The following is a 16,869-nucleotide window of genomic DNA, read 5'->3' on the forward strand; positions in this document are numbered from 1 at the left end:
TCAGGTCCGCGTCTTCATCCAGTCCGCCAGCTTCGCCAACAGAAAATCGACTTCCGCCTCGGTGTTATAATGGGCCAGCCCGATGCGGACGACGCCGTTGCGGTCCGCAAGCCCCAGCCGCTTGATTGGCTCCAAACCGTAATTGTGGCCATGCCAGAGATAGATGCCTTCCTTTGCCATCGCCTTGGCGATATCGGCGGGATCGGTTCCGTCAACGGTGATCGACACGGTAGGCACCCGGCGCGCCAGCGCCGCCACATCGGTTATACCCTGGACCAAGACGCCATCAATTCTGGACAATCCGGCAATCAGCCGTGCTGTCAGGACACGCTCATAACGGTCGGCGACTTCAATGCCGGCGACGATGCGCTCGCGCCGCGTCGCCTGCGGGTGGACGTTGCCGAAGGACTGTCCGAGCCAGGCATAGTGCTCGACGGCGCCAAGCACCCCGGCAAGCGACTCGCGGCTTGTCGTCCCCGTCTCGAATTTTCCAGGTGGCGTGTTCGAAGCCGCGCGCACCTTGTAGGCGGTCAGCGCCTGCAGCAGATCGAACCGGCCCCACAACACCCCGTGATGCGGTCCGAAAAATTTGTAGGCCGAGCAAACCAGGAAATCACAGCCAATCTCCTGGACGTCGATCACTCCATGCGGCGCGAACTGCACCGCGTCGATATAGCTCAGCGCCCCGACCGCGCGTGCGCGCTGCGCGATCCGCTTCACGTCGTTGATCGTGCCGGTAACGTTGCTGGCATAGCCGACGGCGACCAGCTTGACCTCCTCGTCGATAGTGGCCTCCAGCGTCGACAGGTCGAGTTCGAACGTTTTTGGATCGAGGTCGATCCAGCGTACCTCAAGCCCGCGATCCTCCGCCAGCATCAGCCAGGGTGCGACGTTGGCGTCATGATCCATGCGCGTCAACACGATGGCGTCGCCGGCGTTCAGATCGCGGCCGATGGCGCGCGAGACGGCGAAAGTCAGCGTCGTCATGTTCTGGCCGAACACCACCTCACGCCGGTCCGCGGCATTGAAGAAATCGGCCATCGCCTGATGCGCGTCGTCGACCATCGCCTGGGCCGCGAGTGAGGTTTCGAAATAGCCACCAAGATTGGCGTTGGTCTCGATCATGGCACGCGTCATGCGCTCGATCGAACGGCTCGCCATCTGGGTTCCCGCGGGATTGTCGAAGAAAATCCGCTTCTTCGGCTCGGCACCTCTCGCCATCGCCGGAAAAGCATCGCGGACTGTGTCTATATCCATGTCTGAATTCCGTGTGTCTGGTGATCGTTGTGTGGCGGCCCCTAGACGCCGCCAGCTGCGGTTTCACGCGTTCAGCCGGCCGCTTCATGGATGGCGACAGCGCGAGCCGGGAAGCCGGATCCGGCCTTTGGCTTTGGCCAGCTTGCCATTATCAACGCGCCGGCGTCAGGCACCTTGTCGAGATTGGCCAGGAGCTCGATCTGCCAGCAGTCGCGGGACAGCACATAGTATTCCAGGCTTGCGTCACCCGCGGAAGTGGCGCGGCCGGGATCGGTGTCCATGCCCTCGTGCCCGATGGCAGCGACACCGCGGCGTTCCAAAAGTTCCTCCAGCACCGGCTTCGACCAGCCCGGCGCATGCGAGATACCGTCGGCCGACTTGTTCTGAAACGCCACGGGGTCTGGCCAGCGCGGCCACCACCCGGTGCGAAGCGCGACAAAACACTTTTCCGGGATACGGCCGTTCCGTGTCTCCCAGGCGGAAATGTCGTCGAGCGTCGGCGTCGCGTCGGGATCGGCGGCGACCCTGTCGCTGATGTCGAGGATGACCAACGGCAGAAGCATCTCCGCCACCGACAGTTGGTCGATCGAGCGGCCGCCGTCGATGAAGTGCACCGGCGGATCGACATGGGTGCCCCACTGTCCGACGAAGGCGTAGTGGTGGACCTGGAAGGCGTCGCCCTTCGAAAAATCGAGCAACGCACGGCGCTCCTCGTCCGGGAAGGCCGGGAAGTGCGGCTGGCCCGGATGAAACGCATGCGTCAGGTCGGTGAAGGTCGCGGCGGAGAGCCGCGACCTGTAGATGTCCCAAAGGGAACCCGGAGTGGACAAGATCACGGCTCCGCGACGAAGGTCGGTGCCGCTTCACTTGCAAGGACAAGCTTGCCGTCCTTGACACCGATGACCGAGACCGATTTGTCCGGCACCGAAATGCCCGGGCGGTAGGTGATCGTTCCGGTCACGCCGTCGAGCCCGGACGTAGCGGCCAGCGCGTCACGGATCTTGGCCGGATCCGGCGCACCGGCACGCTTGATCGCGTCGGTCATCAGCTTGACCGAATCGTAGCCGAGCGCAGCGAACGCGTTCTCCGGGGCATTGCCGGCCGACTTGGTGTAGGCGTCGATGAAGGCCTGCACCTTCGGGGTGGCGCCCTCACCGATATAGGCATGGGTGGTGAAGTAGGTGTCCTTGGCCGCGTCGCCGCCGACCTGGATCAGCAAGGGCGTGTCGTAACCGTCGCCGCCGACCACCGGCAGGTTGATGCCGGCCTGGCGCATCTGCTTCAAGATCAGGCCGATTTCCTCGGCATTCGACGAGGCATAGACGAAGTCGGGCTGCGGTGACAGCGCCTTCAGTTTGGCGATCTGCGCGGTAAAGGTCTTGTCGCCGATCTTGTAGGTGTCGCGCTCCAAGATCTTGCCCCCGCCATGCTCGTAGGCGGTGACGAAGTAGTCCGACAGCAGCGTTGTGTATTCGGTGCCGATGTCGGTCAGCAGGTAGGCGGTCTTGCCGTTCAGCTTGTTCAGCGCAAATTCCGCGCCAACCGCAGCCTGAACGTTGTCGCCGAAGGCGGCGAGGAAGATCTCGTTGCCGAGCTGGCTCGGCAATTTCGGCGAGGTCGCGCCGGGCGTGATGAACGGGATCTGCGCCTTCTGGACCTGCGGTCCGATGGCCAGCACCGAATCGGAATCGGCGAAGCCGATGATGCCGACGACCTTGTCGCTGTCGATCAACTGGCTGGCGACGGTCGAGATCGTCGTCGAATCGCTCTTGGAGTCGTAGATCACCAGTTCTATCTGTTGGCCGAGCACGCCGCCGGCGGCGTTGATTTCGCTTGCCGCCAGCTTGGCGCCATTCAGCATCGGACCGTCGAGCGAGGCCTGAATGCCGGTCAGGTTTGCCGGATAGCCGATCTTGATCGTGTCGGCAGCAAGTGCCGTGCTGGCCGAGGCAAGCGCGAAGAATGCGCCCAGTCCTAGGCCGATGGTGTCGCGTCGAGTGAGTTTGATCATCGTTTTCGTTCCTCTGTCTGGTTCACCGTTGCCGATCTTTGGGTTAATCCGAACGTAAGTTCCCGGTCCCCCATGATCCCCTTCGGCCGGAAGATCATGACTAGAATGAAGATGAAGCCAAGCACGATCTGGCTGGCGCCAAACAGGGCCGGCACCGCGAAATCGCCGATCGTGAAGCCGCGTTCGACCGAGCGCAGGACCTCCGACAACAGCGAAACGCAGATGACGCCAACCACCGCGCCGGTCAGGGAGCCCATGCCGCCTAGCACCAGCATTGTGATCAGGCTCATGGTCAGCGCGAAGTAGAAGGTGTTCGGCGAAAACGAGCCGAGATAATGTGCGTAGAGCGACCCGCCGACGCCTGAGAAGAACGCGCCGATGACGAAGGCGATCAGTCTGGTCCGCAACACGCCGATGCCGACAGCGCTGGCCGCGATTGTGTCGTCGCGCACCGCCTTCATGGCGCGCCCGAAAGGCGAATAGACCAGGCGCGCCAGAACGAACACCGTGATGGCGAGCCAACCCATCACCCAGGGCAACGTCGTCTCCAGCGGCACACCGGTGAAAGTGCGGGCGCCTCGGGTGAAATCCGACGCATTGATCAGCACCACGTTGACGATAATCAAGAATCCCATCGTCGCCACCGAAACGAAATAGCCCGACAGGCGCATCAAGGGATAACCGACGACCACGGCAAGCAGCGCCGTCAGAAGACCTGCCACCAGCGTCGCCGGCAGGAAGGGGAGGCTGAAAGCATGCAGAAACGCCGGCAGATGCGGCAGCAGTGCCATCTTCTGCTGTACGGGAATCGACAGTATCCCCGATATATACGCGCCGGCGCCGATGAAGCCGACATGACCGAGCGAAAACACGCCCGTAAAACCGTTGCTCAGCGACAGCGCCAGCACCAGGATTGCATTCAGCGCGATCAGCAGGATAATCCGGACGAAATAGTCGCTCAGCACGTGCGGTGCACCGAAAGCGACAGCTGCTCCCGCCACCAGGGCGACGAGGACGAGGAGTGTGATCCGCGCTTCCCGGCTCACAGCTTTATCTCCCGGTTTGGCTGGAGCAGCCCGCCCGGGCGCACCAGGAGAAAGGCGATCAGCACGGCGAAGACGATTGCGTCGCGATAGGACGAGACGCTGCTCGGCAGGAATGCGACGATGAATATCTCCAGCGCGCCCAATATGTAGCCGCCCACCAGGGCGCCCGCGATCGACCCGAAGCCGCCGATGATCGCCGCCACGAAAGCCTTCAGGAGCGGCGTGAAGCCCATCTGCGGCTGCACCACGCCGGCCTGTGCCGCCCACAAAATGCCGGCAAGGCCGGCATAGGCGGATGCGACGATGAAGGCGACGATGATCAGCCGGTTGACGTTCAGACCGACAAGGTGTGCCGCCGACATGTCCTCGGCTGCGGCGCGCATGCCGAGCCCGGTCGTGGTGCGCGTGATGAACCAGCCGAGGAGCAGCAGCGACACGAAGGTCAGCGCGATGGTCAGGAGATTGATGCTGGTGAAGGTGATGGCGCCGTTCGACATTTCCCAGGAGGTGTTGAGAATATCGGGGAGTGGAAAATTGCGCGGCGAGGAGGTGAACACCAGGATGCCGACGTTCTCGATGATGTAGGTGACGGCGAGGCTGGTGAGCAGTCGCGCAACGTCGGGCGCGTCGCGGATCGGACGATAGGCGATGCGTTCGATGAGGAGGCCCGCGACGGCCGCCGCGGCGATGCCGCAGATCACGGCGACAGGGAACGGAACGCCGATCCCCGCCAGCAGAGCTACCCCGAATGCGCCTACCATCATGACGTCGCCATGCGCGAAATTGGTGAGCTTGAGGACGCCGAAGACGATCGACAGGCCGACCGCCACCAGCGCGTAGAGGCTGCCGAGGCTCACCGCGTTGACGATCTGCTGCAGGATATAGTCCAGCTGGGTCATATTGCCGCCCCGAGATATGCCTGGGCCACGCGTTCGCTGTCGCGCAGTTCCGCGGACCGGCCCGACAGCGCCACCTGACCCGTGCGCAGCACATAGGCGCGGTCGGCGAGGTCCAGCGCGAGCGTGATGTTCTGTTCCACCAGCAGCATCGTCATGCCCTGGCGCTTCAGTTCGGCAAGCGCGCTGAAGATGTGGCGCACCAGCAGCGGCGCAACGCCGAGCGAAGGCTCGTCGAGCAGCAGCAGGCGCGGCGCCGCCATCAGCGCGCGCGCCAGAGCAAGCTGCTGCTGTTCGCCGCCCGACAGCGTGCCGGCCAGTTGCTTCAGCCGCTGCTTGAGAATCGGGAACAGCATGAACATGCGCTCGCTATCTCTGACGACGGCCTCCTTGTCGGTGCGGGTGCAGGCGCCGAGCCGCAGATTGTCGGCCACCGTCAGGCCGCCGAACAGGCGCCTGCCCTCCGGGCTCTGCGCGATGCCCAGAGTTACGATACGCGACGGAGCGATACCTCCGATCGGCTTGCCATCGAAGATGATCTTGCCGCCGCGCGGCCGCGACAGGCCGGAAATGGTGCGCAAGGTCGTGCTCTTGCCGGCGCCGTTGGCCCCCACCAACGCCACCACCTCGCCGGTATGGACGTCGAGCGAAATGCCCTTCAACGCACGCACCGCGCCGAAATTGACCTCGAGGTTCTCGACGCTGAGCAGAACGGGGCTAGGCGTGGCCAAGATACGCCTCCCGCACTTTCGGGTGTTCGCGTACCTGCTCCGGTGTTCCGACGCAGATCACCTCGCCGGTCGCCAGCACCTGGATGCGTTCGCACAGCGCCATGATCAGGTCCATGTCGTGCTCGACAACGACCACCGTTACGCCGTAGCGGTCACGGATCGTCCGAATCAGCGCCGCCAGCACCTTGGTCTCGTTGGAATCAAGCCCGGCTGCGGGCTCATCGAGCAGCAGCAGCTGCGGGCTGGTCGCCAACGCACGCGCAATCTCCAGCCGCCGCTGATCGCCGTAGGGAAGATCCGCGGCGACCCTGCCGGCCTGATCTGTCAGGCCCATGAGGTCGAGGAGTTCGTCGGCCTGCTGCCGCGTCGCGGCCACCCGCTCGCGATAGCGCCGACCGCGCAGCACGGTATCGGCGGGCCCGACAGGATGGCGCAGCTGCGCCGCCGTCAGCACGTTCTGTGCGACACTGAGGCTGCCGAATAGGCGAGAACCCTGGAAGGTGCGGGCGATGCCCATCGCGACGATCTGCGATGTGCGCAGGCCGACGATCGAACGGCCCTCCATCTCGATGCTACCGGAATTCGGCTGGGAGAAGCCGGTGATCAGGTTGAAAAGCGTGCTCTTGCCCGAGCCATTCGGCCCGATTACCCCAACGATTTCACCTTCGTGCAGCTCGATGGAATGATCCCGCAGGGCAACCAGCCCTCGAAAGGCTTTTGTCAGCCCAACCGTCTTCAACAGCACTCGACTCGACTGTCTATCCACGCGCCGGTTTGCCCCTGTCCGCCCTCGCCGCCCCGTTCGGCCCGGTCAAGCATCAAATGGACAATTCGAACGGCAAGATGTCAAGGCCTATTCCTAGCAGGAAAGCTATATGCCTGCCTCGGCTCGACCGTTGCCGCGACAGCACCGGCATCGATGCAGCGCTGCGCTCCCGCACTGGGTTTCCTGGCTTGCAGTCCAGCGCCGGCGCTCGCTTCCCGACCCTCCGCGCATACTGCGCAGGCGGAAGGCACGCGACGAAAAAGATCAGCGCGACCGGCCCTTAAACCTTGGCCGTCCTCGGACCGCGCTTCAGCTAGCTTGTTATCTGTTCGGCGACAGCTTCTTCGAGGCCGGCTGCGGCCTGGGCGGCGAGACCGCGCGCCGCCGCCTGTGAATCGTAAAACTCCTCGAGCGCATGAACCCTGCCCCACCGTAGCGTGAACACGTGGAGACCATGGTTGACGTAGGACGTATCGCCGTTGAGCAGGGTTGCGGTGCCATCCCACTGGGCAAACACGGTGGTATGCCACGGCCAGCCCTTCACCCAGACGTGGTTGACCGTGAGATGGAGAGTGGGCAGAACACGGCCGAGGCGCTCGAACCACCGGCGCAGGGCTTGCTTGTCGTGGCGCTCCCCACCAAGCGCGTGGGCGCCACCAACCCGGTGATGGACATGCGGCGCGATGGCCTTCACCGCCGCGTCCCAGCGATGGTTGTTGACGTCGTCGAAGCTCTGCCGGATCGATTTCTCGACAAAATAGCTGTAAAGCATGTGACCTCTCCAGGCTCATTGGGATGGCGTGATCGGACGCGAGAGCCCCGGCCAGCATCGCGCGGCCGCGGCCTGCGCGCCAGGTCAGGGCGTTGTCGCATCGGCTCGCAGGGATGTGCCGGTCCCGGTCGAGACCGTCACTTCCTTACCGGACCTTGAGAACGCGTAGAGCGAGCCCGGGTGGCCCGGTATGGAAAACGCCACGGCGTCACTGTTGGCGAGGCCCATGACGAACCGCAGCGGATCACCCCCGGTCTTCGGTGCGAAAGTGGCGGTGACCTCAAGCAGGTCGCCGCGCGGAACGTAGTAGGCCACCATGTCCAGGTGTCCCTGGTGCAGGCTGCCACCTTCGATCGGGCGTCCGATGGTGGCTTCCTCGGCGAGAGCCGGGGTTGCAAGAAACAGCGCCGCCAGGAGCGAGGCGCTCAGGGTTTTGCGGATCATCTCATTTGTCCTTTTTTAGATTGCGTTCACCCTCTATATAGGGTATAGATTACGAATGCAATCTAAAAAAGGAGATGACGATGCGTGTGAGTCGCACTCAGGCCGCGGAAAACCGCGAGACCGTGATCAATGTGGCAAGCCGGCTTTTTCGGGAGCGCGGCTTTGACGGCATCGGCCTCAAGGATCTGATGAAGGGTGCCGGGCTGACCCAGGGTGCCTTTTACAAGCAATTCGAGTCGAAGGACGATCTGGCGGCGCTGGCGTCCAGGCGGGCGATGGAAAGCGCCACCCACAAATGGTCGGCCGCGACCGCAGCACATCCTGGGAACCCGCTCGACGGGGTGATCTCATTCTACCTCAGCATGGACCATCGCAGGGAAAAGATGGACGGCTGCCCGGTCGTTGCGCTCGGTTCGGATGCAGCCAGGCAGGGTGCCGAGGTGAAGGCGTCATTCGAAGACGGCATCAAGGCGTACCTTGAGATGCTCGGCGGTTGGGTTGGCGAGGGCGACAGCGAAAAGAGCGGAAAAAAGGCAATGGCCGTTCTCTCGACGATGGTCGGCGCGGTCGTGCTCTCGCGGGTCGTCAACGATCCCGACCTTGCGCGGGCTTTTCTGGATGCGGCGGCCGATCAGGTTCGCGAAGCAGTCGCCACTTGAACGGCGCGAGCAGCGCCGCCGGCACACCAAGGACAGGAGAGCAGATGCAACGGATTGTCGTCACGGGCATGGGAGCGGTCACGCCCCTGGCCGCCAATGTCGAAGCGTCCTGGTCACGCCTGCTTGCCGGCCGGTCCGGCGTTCGCAGGCTTCCGGACGATGTGGTGGGAGAGCTGCCGGTTAAGATTGGCGGCGTGGTTCCCTCCCTGGGCGAAGATCCGGAGGCTGGTTTCGATGCCGATGCCGTCCTGTCCGCGAAGGATCAGCGCAAGGTGGACCGGTTCATTCTGTTTGCGTTGGCGGCGGCGGAAGAGGCGCTTGCGCAGGCGCAATGGAAGCCTGCCCTGGAAACGGAGCGCCTGCGCACGGCCACGATCATCGCTTCAGGAGTCGGCGGGTTCCCCGCCATCACCGAGGCGGTGCGCACGGTGGACCTGCGTGGCGCCCGCCGCCTGTCTCCCTTTACGGTGCCGTCCTTCCTGGTGAACCTCGCGGCGGGCCACATCTCGATCCGTCATGGTTTCAAAGGTCCACTCGGCGCACCGGTGACGGCATGCGCGGCGGGCATCCAGGCGATCGGCGACGCCGCCCGCCTGATCCGCGCCAACGAAGCCGACATCGCCGTGTGCGGCGGAACGGAAGCGTGCATCAACACCGTCAGTCTCGGCGGGTTCGCCGCGGCTCGCTCTCTTTCAACCGGCTTTAATTGGGCGCCGGCTCAAGCCTCGCGCCCTTTCGACACATCGCGGGACGGCTTCGTCATGGGCGAAGGGGCCGGCGTGCTGGTCATCGAGGCGTTGGACCACGCGTTGGCGCGCGGCGCAAAGCCGCTGGCTGAGTTCGTCGGCTACGGCACGACCGCGGATGCCCACCACGTCACCTCCGGGCCGGAGGACGGCGACGGCGCGCGCCGGGCCATGCAGATCGCGATTGCCCAGGCAGGGATTTCGCCACGCGAGGTTCGTCATCTCAATGCGCATGCGACCTCCACGTCAGTCGGCGACCTGGGTGAGATCGAAGCGATCAAGAGCGTGTTCGGGCGCGATTTCGCGATAGCTGTCAGTGCGACGAAATCGGCGACCGGACATTTGCTCGGAGCGGCCGGCGGGCTTGGTGCGATCTTCGCAATCCTGGCGCTCAGGGATCAGGTCGCTCCGCCAACCCTCAACCTGGGCGAGGCCGATCCGGCCGGCGACGGAATCGACTTCGTCGCAAACGCGCCCCGGCCGATGGAGATGGAGTACGCGATCTCCAATGGCTTCGGCTTTGGCGGCGTGAATGCCAGCGCCCTGTTCAGACGCTGGAACTAACCTGTGGCCAGACGCGAGCGCCAGACGCAGTCATGACCAACGCCCTTTGCCCCGGCCCCTCATGCTTTTCCCAATCCAATCCAACGCAAAGAAGGATATGATTTCCATGAACAAGACCAATCCTGGCGTCGCCCTGGTGACAGGGGCATCTTCCGGCATCGGGCGCGCTACCGCCGACGCCTTGCTGGGCGCCGGCTTTCGCGTCTTCGGAACCAGCCGTCGCACGGCCTCCCAGCAATCCGCCGGCGTGACCATGCTGACCTGCGACGTGACCGACGACGCGTCCGTTGCGACAATGGTCGATGACGTTCTGGCCAAGGCCGGACGCATCGACCTGCTTGTCAACAATGCCGGTATGGGCCTGTTTGGCGGCGCGGAGGAGTCCTCGACCGCCCAGGCCAAGGCGCTGTTCGACGTGAACGTCTTCGGCGTCTTGCGCGTGACCAACGCGGTGCTGCCGGCAATGCGAAGCCAAGGGAAGGGCAGAATCGTGAATTTGAGTTCGGTGCAGGGGTTCATCCCCGCTCCCTATTTCGCGCTTTACTCAGCGACCAAACATGCCATCGAGGGGTATTCCGAGTCGCTCGATCACGAATTGCGCCCGTTCGGCATCCGCGTTTCGCTGGTGGAGCCCGCCTATACCCGAACGGCATTCGAGGACAATCTTGCCGCCCCCGACCGGTCGCTCGAAATCTACGACTCCGCGCGCGCCGGGATGACTGTATCCGTGCGGAAATCGATGGAGAAAGGCGATGCGCCCGAAGTGGTCGCCAACACCGTTTTGGCCGCGGCGACAGATCCCGCGCCGAAGAAGCGCTATGCGGCGGGAAAAATGGCGCGCCAGGTCAGTTTCCTGCGCCGTTTCGTCCCCGCGTCCGCATTCGACAAGAGCCTGCGCAAGCAGCTTGGGCTGCCGGCCTGAAATCGAGCGCTAACCGCAAGGACATCTGCCTTGGCGCGTCAGCGGGCAGCCGCCTGTTTCTCGAGCCTGCGGGCGTATTGCGTCAGCGGAAAGCACATGACGAAGAAGATCAGAGCCACCAGCCCGTAGACCTTGAACGGTTCGAAGGTCGCATTGTTGATGGCATTGGAGGTCCGCACCAGTTCCTCGAAGCCGATGATCGAGGTCAGCGCGGTCGATTTGATCAGCTGAACCAGGAAGCCGACGGTGGGTGCGCGGGTGATCGAAAAGGCCTGCGGCAGGATGATCAGCCTCAGCTCCTGCAGATAGTGCAGGCCAAGGCTGGCGCCGGCGTCCCATTGGCCGAGGGGTAGCGCCGCGACGCCCGAGCGCCAGATCTCGGCGAGATAGGCGCTGGCGAAGAAGGTGAGGCCGAGCGCCGCCGCCGTCCACGGTTCGATGCGCAGGCCGAGCATCGGCAGGCCGAAGAACATCAGGAACAGCTGCATCAAGAGCGGCGTTCCCTGGAACAGGGCGATGTAGCCGGAAGCAACACGCCTGCTCCACTTGTTCTTGGCGATCCTGAAGAACAGCACGACCAGGCCGACGATGCCGCCGCCGATGAAGGCGGCCAGCGATAGCAGCACCGTCCAGCGGGCGGCGAGCAGCAGGTTGCGTACGATGTCCCAGAAGGTGAACTCGATCATGACACGCCGGCTCCGAGCGCACGGCGTCCGCCTGACACCAGCAGCCGGCGCAAGGCCATCGACAGAGCGAGATAGACCAGCGTCACGACGAAATAGGTCTCGAAAGAGCGGAAGGTGCGCGCCTGCAGCATATCGGCCTCGTAGGTCAGTTCACGCACGGCGATCTGCGACACCACGGCCGACTCCAGCATCATGATGACGATCTGGCTGGTGAGCGCGGGATAGATGATCTTGAGTGCCTGCGGCAGCACGATCTTGACGAACACCTGGCGTGGCCGCAGCCCAAGTGCGAGCGCTGCTTCCGTCTGTCCGCCGGGCACGGCGTCAAGCCCGGCGCCGACGATCTCGATCGTGTAGGCCGCCATGTTGAGCGTCATCGCCAGCATGGCGGCCAGGATCGGATCGAGCCGGATGCCCAGGCTGGGCAGGCCGAAGAAGATGAAGAACAGCTGCACCAGGAACGGCGTGTTGCGCATCACCTCGACATAACAGGCGATTGCCCGCTTGAGCAGAACCGGGCCGTTTCGTCGCCCCGCGGCACCCAGGATGCTGAGGGCCGTTCCCACCAGCGTGGTCACGGCGATCAACAGAATCGTCGTGAGCGCACCGTGCGCGATGTCGCCGACAGCACCTGGAAGCCAGGCAAAGGCCACGGAAACTCAATCCTTGAGGTTTTCGGGATTGAGCGGCGTCTTCAGCCAGGTTTTCGAGCTTTCGTCCAGCTTGCCGTCGGCCAGCATCTTGGCGATGGCATCGTTGACGGCCTTCTTCAGGCCGTCCTCATTCTTGTTGAGGCCGATATGCGAAGGCGAGGTCAGAAGCTGGAACTTCTGCTCGGGCTTCAGCGCGTCCTGCTTGGCCAGCACCTGCGCGCCGACATCGTTGCCGACGACCATCAACTGCGTCTGGCCGGAGATGAAGGCCTGGATCACGGAATTGTAGTTGTCGAAGCGCTTGATGTCGGCCGACGCCGGTGCTGCCTCGGTGAGCGAGGTGTCCTCGAGCGTGCCACGATTGACGGCGATCGACTTGTCGGCGAGGTCTTCCTTGCCCTTGACCGCAAGTGCCGCCGGACCGATCACGGCGATGTAGTAGGGCGCATAGGCAGCGGCGAAATCGATGACCTGTTCGCGTTCCTTCGAGTAGCCGACGCTCATCAGGATGTCTACGCGCTTGTCGTTCAGATACGGGATGCGGTTCTGGCCGGTGACGGCGATGGGGTTGAGCTTCACCTTGAGCGTATCGGCAATGTATTGCGCGACATCCATGTCATAGCCCTTGAGGCTCATATCGGCGCTGGCCGAGGAGAAGGGCGGAAAGTCGGCGAAGACGCCTACATTGATGGTGCCGGCCTTGGTGATGTCCGCCAGCGCATCGGCGCTTGCGGCTTGTGTGGCGAGGCCGAAGCCGGCCGTGCCGAGCATCAGCACGGCGGCGATGGAGGCAAATGTCTTTCGGATTGTCATTGTCATTCCCCTGTCTGGAAGCTTTGTTTGTTGGGAGTCGACCGCCGGCTCCAGCGCGGCGGCCGCCTTTGCTTTCTGAACGTCAGGCTCCCTTGCCCGTGATTGCCGGGCTGAACACCATAAGGCTCAATATCTCGAACAGCACCTGTGCGGCGGCATGCGCCGTGTTGGTGGTGGCGTCGTATTGCGGCGCCACTTCGACAACGTCGCCGCCGACGATGTTGAGCCCCTTCAGGCCGCGCAGCAGTTCGAGCACTTCGCGCGTCGTCAGGCCGCCGACTTCCGGCGTGCCGGTGCCGGGCGCGAAGGCCGGATCGACGCTGTCGATGTCGAAGGAGACATAGGTCGGCCCGTCGCCGACTATTCTGCGCGCCTTCTCGATGATGGCCGGAATGCCGAGACCGGTCACCTCCTCGGCATGCACCACGGTCATGCCGGACTCGTAGGTGAACTCCCACAGATATTCGGCCGAGCCGCGGATGCCGATCTGGATCGTGCGCGTCGGGTCGAGCACGCCGTCAAGCACCGCGTTGCGGAACGGGCCGCCATGGTGGAACTTGGTCATGTCGAACAGGCCACTGGTGTCGCAGTGGGCGTCGATATGGATCAACCCGACCGGAGCTTTCTTGCCGACGGCCTTCAGGATCGGATGGCTGATCGAATGGTCGCCGCCGATCGAAAGCGGGATGACGCCGGCATCGACGATCTGGTTGGTGCGGCGCTCGATATCCTCATGGCTGATCTCCAGCCGGTAGCGGCTGCGGAACGGCGTGTCGCCGATATCGGCCACCCGAAGTTCATGCGTCGGCGCGCATTCCAGCACGTGATTGTAGGGACCGATGCGCTCGATGGCGCGCAGCGCCCTTGGCCCGAAGCGGGAGCCTGGCCGGTTGGTGACGCCGAGATCCATCGGCACGCCGATCATGGCCACCTGCAAATCGCCGAAATCCGGATTGTCGGCCGATATTTCGCGGTAGGGCGCGGCGAGGAAGGTCGGGATGCCGGAATAGGGCGCCAGCCGCGTGCCGCTCTTGGAAAAGATCTTGTCGGCGACCTTGCGGAATTTCGGGTCGAACATCTCGCCGCCATGGCTTTCACCATATTTGCGACGCAACGCGTCGAGCTTGCCGCGATCGTATCCCATGTCCGCTCCTCCTGGGCTGATACAGTGCCGACGCGGGTGACGCCTGCGAACCGACCGTCATCCGGCCGGGCCGCTGTCCCGCTGGCTGCCTGCAGATTTCACGTCTTGATGCTGTTCCAGGCCAGTGTCTGGCAGCGGCATTGAAAAATCAATTGATATTGTTAGGGTGCTTTCTGTGAGAAAATCTCACAATAAAGTTGATACCCATGACCAAACGCCTGCCACCGCTTAATCCGCTGCGCGCCTTCGAGGCAACGGCCCGGCATGGCTCGCTGACCAAGGCGGCCAATGAGCTGAATGTCACGCATGGCGCCGTCAGCCATCAGATCAAGGCGCTTGAGCAGTCGCTCAGTGTCAAGCTGTTCGAGCGGGCCGGCCAGCGGGTCAAACTGACACCGCATGGCGCGGAGCTTCTGCCGGCAGTGTCGACCGCCTTCGACGGCATCGCAGCCGCCACCCAGCGCATGACAAGGCCGGCGAGCAGCGGCACACTTTCGGTCTCCTGCGTGCCGGCGCTTCTGTTGTTGTGGATGACACCGCGGCTCGGCAGTTTCATGGCGCAATATCCCGACATAAGGCTGACGCTTATTCCTTCCAACGATCCCAAGGATTTGCGGGCGCCCACCATCGATGTCTGCGTGCATTATGGCGACGGCAGCTGGACCGATTGCTGGATGCGCAAATGGTCGGGCCTCGAACTGTTTCCCGTGGTCAGCCCGACCTTGATCAACAACCGCCCGATCCGCAGCGTCAGGGACCTTGCCGACCATGTCTTCCTGCATGGCGACGACGGTCGCGAATGGCACACCTGGCTGGCGGCGGCCGATGCGCTGGACCTGGAGCGGGGTCGCCGCCATCACCTCGGCGATGCGCGTATGGCGACCGAGGCGGCGGTGCACGGCCATGGCGTGGCGTTGGGCGACTCCGTGACGGCAAGCGCGCTGCTGGCCAGGGGCATGCTGGTCGCGCCGTTCAGCCTGTCGGTGCCGGCGGTCGACGATTTCTATGTCGTCTGCCGCAACGAGATGCGGACGACGCCGATCGTGCAGGTGTTCATCGACTGGCTGTTCGCCGAGAAGGCCGGGGATGACGGGCGCGCCGACGCCCCGGTGGCCGGCCGCATCGTCAGCCGCCGCAAGCGTCCGGCGCTCAGGGTGATGGGCGGCAAATCCGCAAGCTGATGCCAGGCTGCGCGCCGCCGCGTGCAGGCAGCTCTTTTTGTCGGGCCAGCCTGAAAGCGGGCAGCGTTCTGGCCGATTCGATGCTATGAGGCCTGTCGCGATTGTGGATGGCAGGCAGCGAAGGCGGTGTTGAGACATGGCTAAGACCGATATTGCGCGGCGGGTCTACAACCACACCTGGAAGCTCGATCCGATCGTGCGCAGCCTGCTCGACACGGATTTCTACAAGCTTCTGATGCTGCAGATGATCTGGGGCATGTACCCCAAGGTCGACACCACCTTCTCGCTGATCAACCGCTCGACCTCGGTGCGCCTTGCCGATGAGATCGACGAGGGCGAACTGCGCGAACAGCTCGACCATGCCCGCACCTTGCGCTTCTCCAAGAAGGAGATGATCTGGCTCGGCGGTAACAATTTCTACGGCCGCAAGCAGATCTTCGAGCCGGAATTCCTCGCCTGGCTGGAAGGCTTCCGGCTGCCCGAATATGAGCTGTCGAAGCGCGACGGGCAGTATGAGCTGACCTTCAGCGGGCCGTGGATGTACACCACGCTGTGGGAAATCCCGGCGCTCGCCATCATCAATGAACTTCGATCGCGCGCGGCGATGCGGGCGTTCGGGCCTTTCGCGCTCGACGTGCTCTATGCCCGCGCCAAGTCCAAGATGTGGGCCAAGACCGAGCGGCTGAAGGCGCTGCCCGGCATCCGCATCTCGGACTTCGGCACGCGCCGGCGCCATTCCTTCCTGTGGCAGCGCTGGTGCGTCGAGGCGCTGAAGGAAGGCATCGGCGAAGCGTTCACCGGCACCTCCAACGTGCTTCTGGCCATGGACAACGACCTCGAAGCGCTCGGCACCAACGCACATGAGCTGCCGATGGTGTTCGCCGCGCTTGCCGACTCGGAAAAAGAGCTGAGGCAGTCGCCCTACAAGGTGCTGCAGGACTGGCAGCGTTACTATGGCGGCAATCTGCTGATCGTGCTGCCCGACGCTTTCGGCACCGCGTCGTTCCTGCGCGACGCGCCGGACTGGGTGGCCGACTGGACGGGCTTTCGCCCCGACAGCGCGCCACCGATCGAAGGCGGCGAAAAAATCCTGTCCTGGTGGCGCGACAAGGGCAAGGATCCCCGCCAGAAACTGCTGATCTTCTCCGACGGGCTCGAGGTCGAAACCATCGAGGAGACCTACCGCCATTTCAAGGGCAAGGTGCGCATGTCCTTCGGCTGGGGCACCAATCTGACCAATGATTTCGAAGGCTGCGCGCCAACGGAAACCAACAGGCTGGACGCGATATCGTTGGTCTGCAAGGTCACAGAGGCCAATGGCAAGCCGGCGGTCAAGCTTTCCGACAATCCGGCCAAGGCGACGGGTGATGTGAAAGAGATCGAGCGGTATCTCAGGATCTTTGGCGAGAAGGACCGCGTGGAGCAACTGGTCAAGGTGTGAGCGGTGATGGACGACCTTGCATCGCCGGCAAAGATGGAATCTCGGATAGCTTGAGTTCCCGCCCACCCCCCTCTGTCCTGCCGGACATCTCCCCCGCAAGGGGGGAGATTGGCCGCTTCAACCGGTCCGCCTTTTTC

General features: G+C 63.6%; 18 protein-coding genes. 5 read left to right on the plus strand and 13 right to left on the minus strand.

What is annotated here, in order from left to right:
- The 9 genes from NKJ11_RS11515 to NKJ11_RS11555 all read right to left on the minus strand — a co-directional run bounded on the left by NKJ11_RS11515 (nt 1) and on the right by NKJ11_RS11555 (nt 7,923).
- On the minus strand, nt 1–1,257 hold the full coding sequence (locus NKJ11_RS11515) for a cysteine desulfurase-like protein (protein ID WP_128304220.1): 1,257 nt from the start codon (nt 1,255–1,257) through the stop codon (nt 1–3).
- Nucleotides 1,258–1,328: 71 nt separating this feature from the next.
- Nucleotides 1,329–2,087, minus strand: coding sequence for a cyclase family protein (locus NKJ11_RS11520; protein WP_023810714.1), 759 nt, complete (start codon nt 2,085–2,087; stop codon nt 1,329–1,331).
- Nucleotides 2,088–2,089: 2 nt separating this feature from the next.
- Complete coding sequence (locus NKJ11_RS11525; RefSeq protein ID WP_023810715.1) at nt 2,090–3,268, minus strand: ABC transporter substrate-binding protein; 1,179 nt, start codon at nt 3,266–3,268, stop codon at nt 2,090–2,092.
- Nucleotides 3,265–4,314: a branched-chain amino acid ABC transporter permease gene (locus NKJ11_RS11530; RefSeq protein WP_023810716.1), complete on the minus strand. Its 1,050-nt coding sequence runs from the start codon at nt 4,312–4,314 to the stop codon at nt 3,265–3,267. The genes NKJ11_RS11525 and NKJ11_RS11530 overlap by 4 nt, the downstream gene beginning before the upstream one ends.
- Entirely contained in the window at nt 4,311–5,213 is a 903-nt protein-coding gene (locus NKJ11_RS11535; RefSeq protein ID WP_352610979.1) for a branched-chain amino acid ABC transporter permease, read from the minus strand. Before NKJ11_RS11535 ends, NKJ11_RS11530 begins: the two co-directional genes overlap by 4 nt.
- A complete protein-coding gene (locus tag NKJ11_RS11540) occupies nt 5,210–5,941 on the minus strand; it encodes an ABC transporter ATP-binding protein (RefSeq protein ID WP_352610978.1) in 732 nt (243 codons plus the stop codon). The genes NKJ11_RS11535 and NKJ11_RS11540 overlap by 4 nt, the downstream gene beginning before the upstream one ends.
- Entirely contained in the window at nt 5,928–6,686 is a 759-nt protein-coding gene (locus NKJ11_RS11545; RefSeq protein WP_245486190.1) for an ABC transporter ATP-binding protein, read from the minus strand. The genes NKJ11_RS11540 and NKJ11_RS11545 overlap by 14 nt, the downstream gene beginning before the upstream one ends.
- A gap of 334 nt (nt 6,687–7,020) precedes the next feature.
- Nucleotides 7,021–7,479 (minus strand): nuclear transport factor 2 family protein, encoded by a 459-nt coding sequence (locus NKJ11_RS11550; RefSeq protein WP_128304215.1) that lies wholly within the window; start codon nt 7,477–7,479, stop codon nt 7,021–7,023.
- A gap of 84 nt (nt 7,480–7,563) precedes the next feature.
- On the minus strand, nt 7,564–7,923 hold the full coding sequence (locus tag NKJ11_RS11555) for a hypothetical protein (protein ID WP_023810720.1): 360 nt from the start codon (nt 7,921–7,923) through the stop codon (nt 7,564–7,566).
- A gap of 80 nt (nt 7,924–8,003) precedes the next feature.
- Here NKJ11_RS11555 and NKJ11_RS11560 point away from each other — a divergent pair, with 80 nt between their 5' ends.
- From NKJ11_RS11560 to NKJ11_RS11570, 3 genes are all read left to right on the plus strand, one after another.
- Entirely contained in the window at nt 8,004–8,582 is a 579-nt protein-coding gene (locus NKJ11_RS11560; RefSeq protein ID WP_127297537.1) for a TetR/AcrR family transcriptional regulator, read from the plus strand.
- 44 nt (nt 8,583–8,626) lie between these two features.
- The gene (gene fabF, locus NKJ11_RS11565; protein ID WP_128304214.1) at nt 8,627–9,892 is read left to right on the plus strand and encodes a beta-ketoacyl-ACP synthase II; all 1,266 of its coding nucleotides are present in this window, start codon (nt 8,627–8,629) and stop codon (nt 9,890–9,892) included.
- A gap of 106 nt (nt 9,893–9,998) precedes the next feature.
- Nucleotides 9,999–10,814 carry an oxidoreductase gene (locus NKJ11_RS11570; RefSeq protein WP_128304236.1) on the plus strand — a complete coding sequence of 272 codons (816 nt, stop codon included), beginning with the start codon at nt 9,999–10,001 and terminating at the stop codon, nt 10,812–10,814.
- A gap of 38 nt (nt 10,815–10,852) precedes the next feature.
- Here NKJ11_RS11570 and NKJ11_RS11575 read toward each other — a convergent pair whose 3' ends face one another.
- From NKJ11_RS11575 to speB, 4 genes are all read right to left on the minus strand, one after another.
- Nucleotides 10,853–11,500, minus strand: coding sequence for an amino acid ABC transporter permease (locus tag NKJ11_RS11575; protein WP_128304213.1), 648 nt, complete (start codon nt 11,498–11,500; stop codon nt 10,853–10,855).
- Nucleotides 11,497–12,153, minus strand: coding sequence for an amino acid ABC transporter permease (locus NKJ11_RS11580; protein ID WP_128304212.1), 657 nt, complete (start codon nt 12,151–12,153; stop codon nt 11,497–11,499). The genes NKJ11_RS11575 and NKJ11_RS11580 overlap by 4 nt, the downstream gene beginning before the upstream one ends.
- 6 nt (nt 12,154–12,159) lie before the next feature.
- Nucleotides 12,160–12,966 (minus strand): transporter substrate-binding domain-containing protein, encoded by an 807-nt coding sequence (locus NKJ11_RS11585; RefSeq protein ID WP_128304211.1) that lies wholly within the window; start codon nt 12,964–12,966, stop codon nt 12,160–12,162.
- A gap of 82 nt (nt 12,967–13,048) precedes the next feature.
- Complete coding sequence (speB, locus tag NKJ11_RS11590) at nt 13,049–14,110, minus strand: agmatinase (RefSeq protein ID WP_127260884.1); 1,062 nt, start codon at nt 14,108–14,110, stop codon at nt 13,049–13,051.
- A 206-nt stretch (nt 14,111–14,316) separates the two neighbouring features.
- On the opposite strand from speB, the gene gcvA reads away from it, so the two are divergent.
- Nucleotides 14,317–15,291, plus strand: a complete 975-nt coding sequence (gcvA, locus tag NKJ11_RS11595) for a transcriptional regulator GcvA (RefSeq protein ID WP_352629025.1) — start codon at nt 14,317–14,319, stop codon at nt 15,289–15,291.
- A gap of 136 nt (nt 15,292–15,427) precedes the next feature.
- Nucleotides 15,428–16,732: a nicotinate phosphoribosyltransferase gene (gene pncB, locus NKJ11_RS11600; protein ID WP_352610974.1), complete on the plus strand. Its 1,305-nt coding sequence runs from the start codon at nt 15,428–15,430 to the stop codon at nt 16,730–16,732.
- The last annotated feature ends 137 nt before the right edge of the window (nt 16,733–16,869 follow it).

Source organism: Mesorhizobium sp. M0243, assembly GCF_040321775.1.
GTDB lineage: Bacteria > Pseudomonadota > Alphaproteobacteria > Rhizobiales > Rhizobiaceae > Mesorhizobium.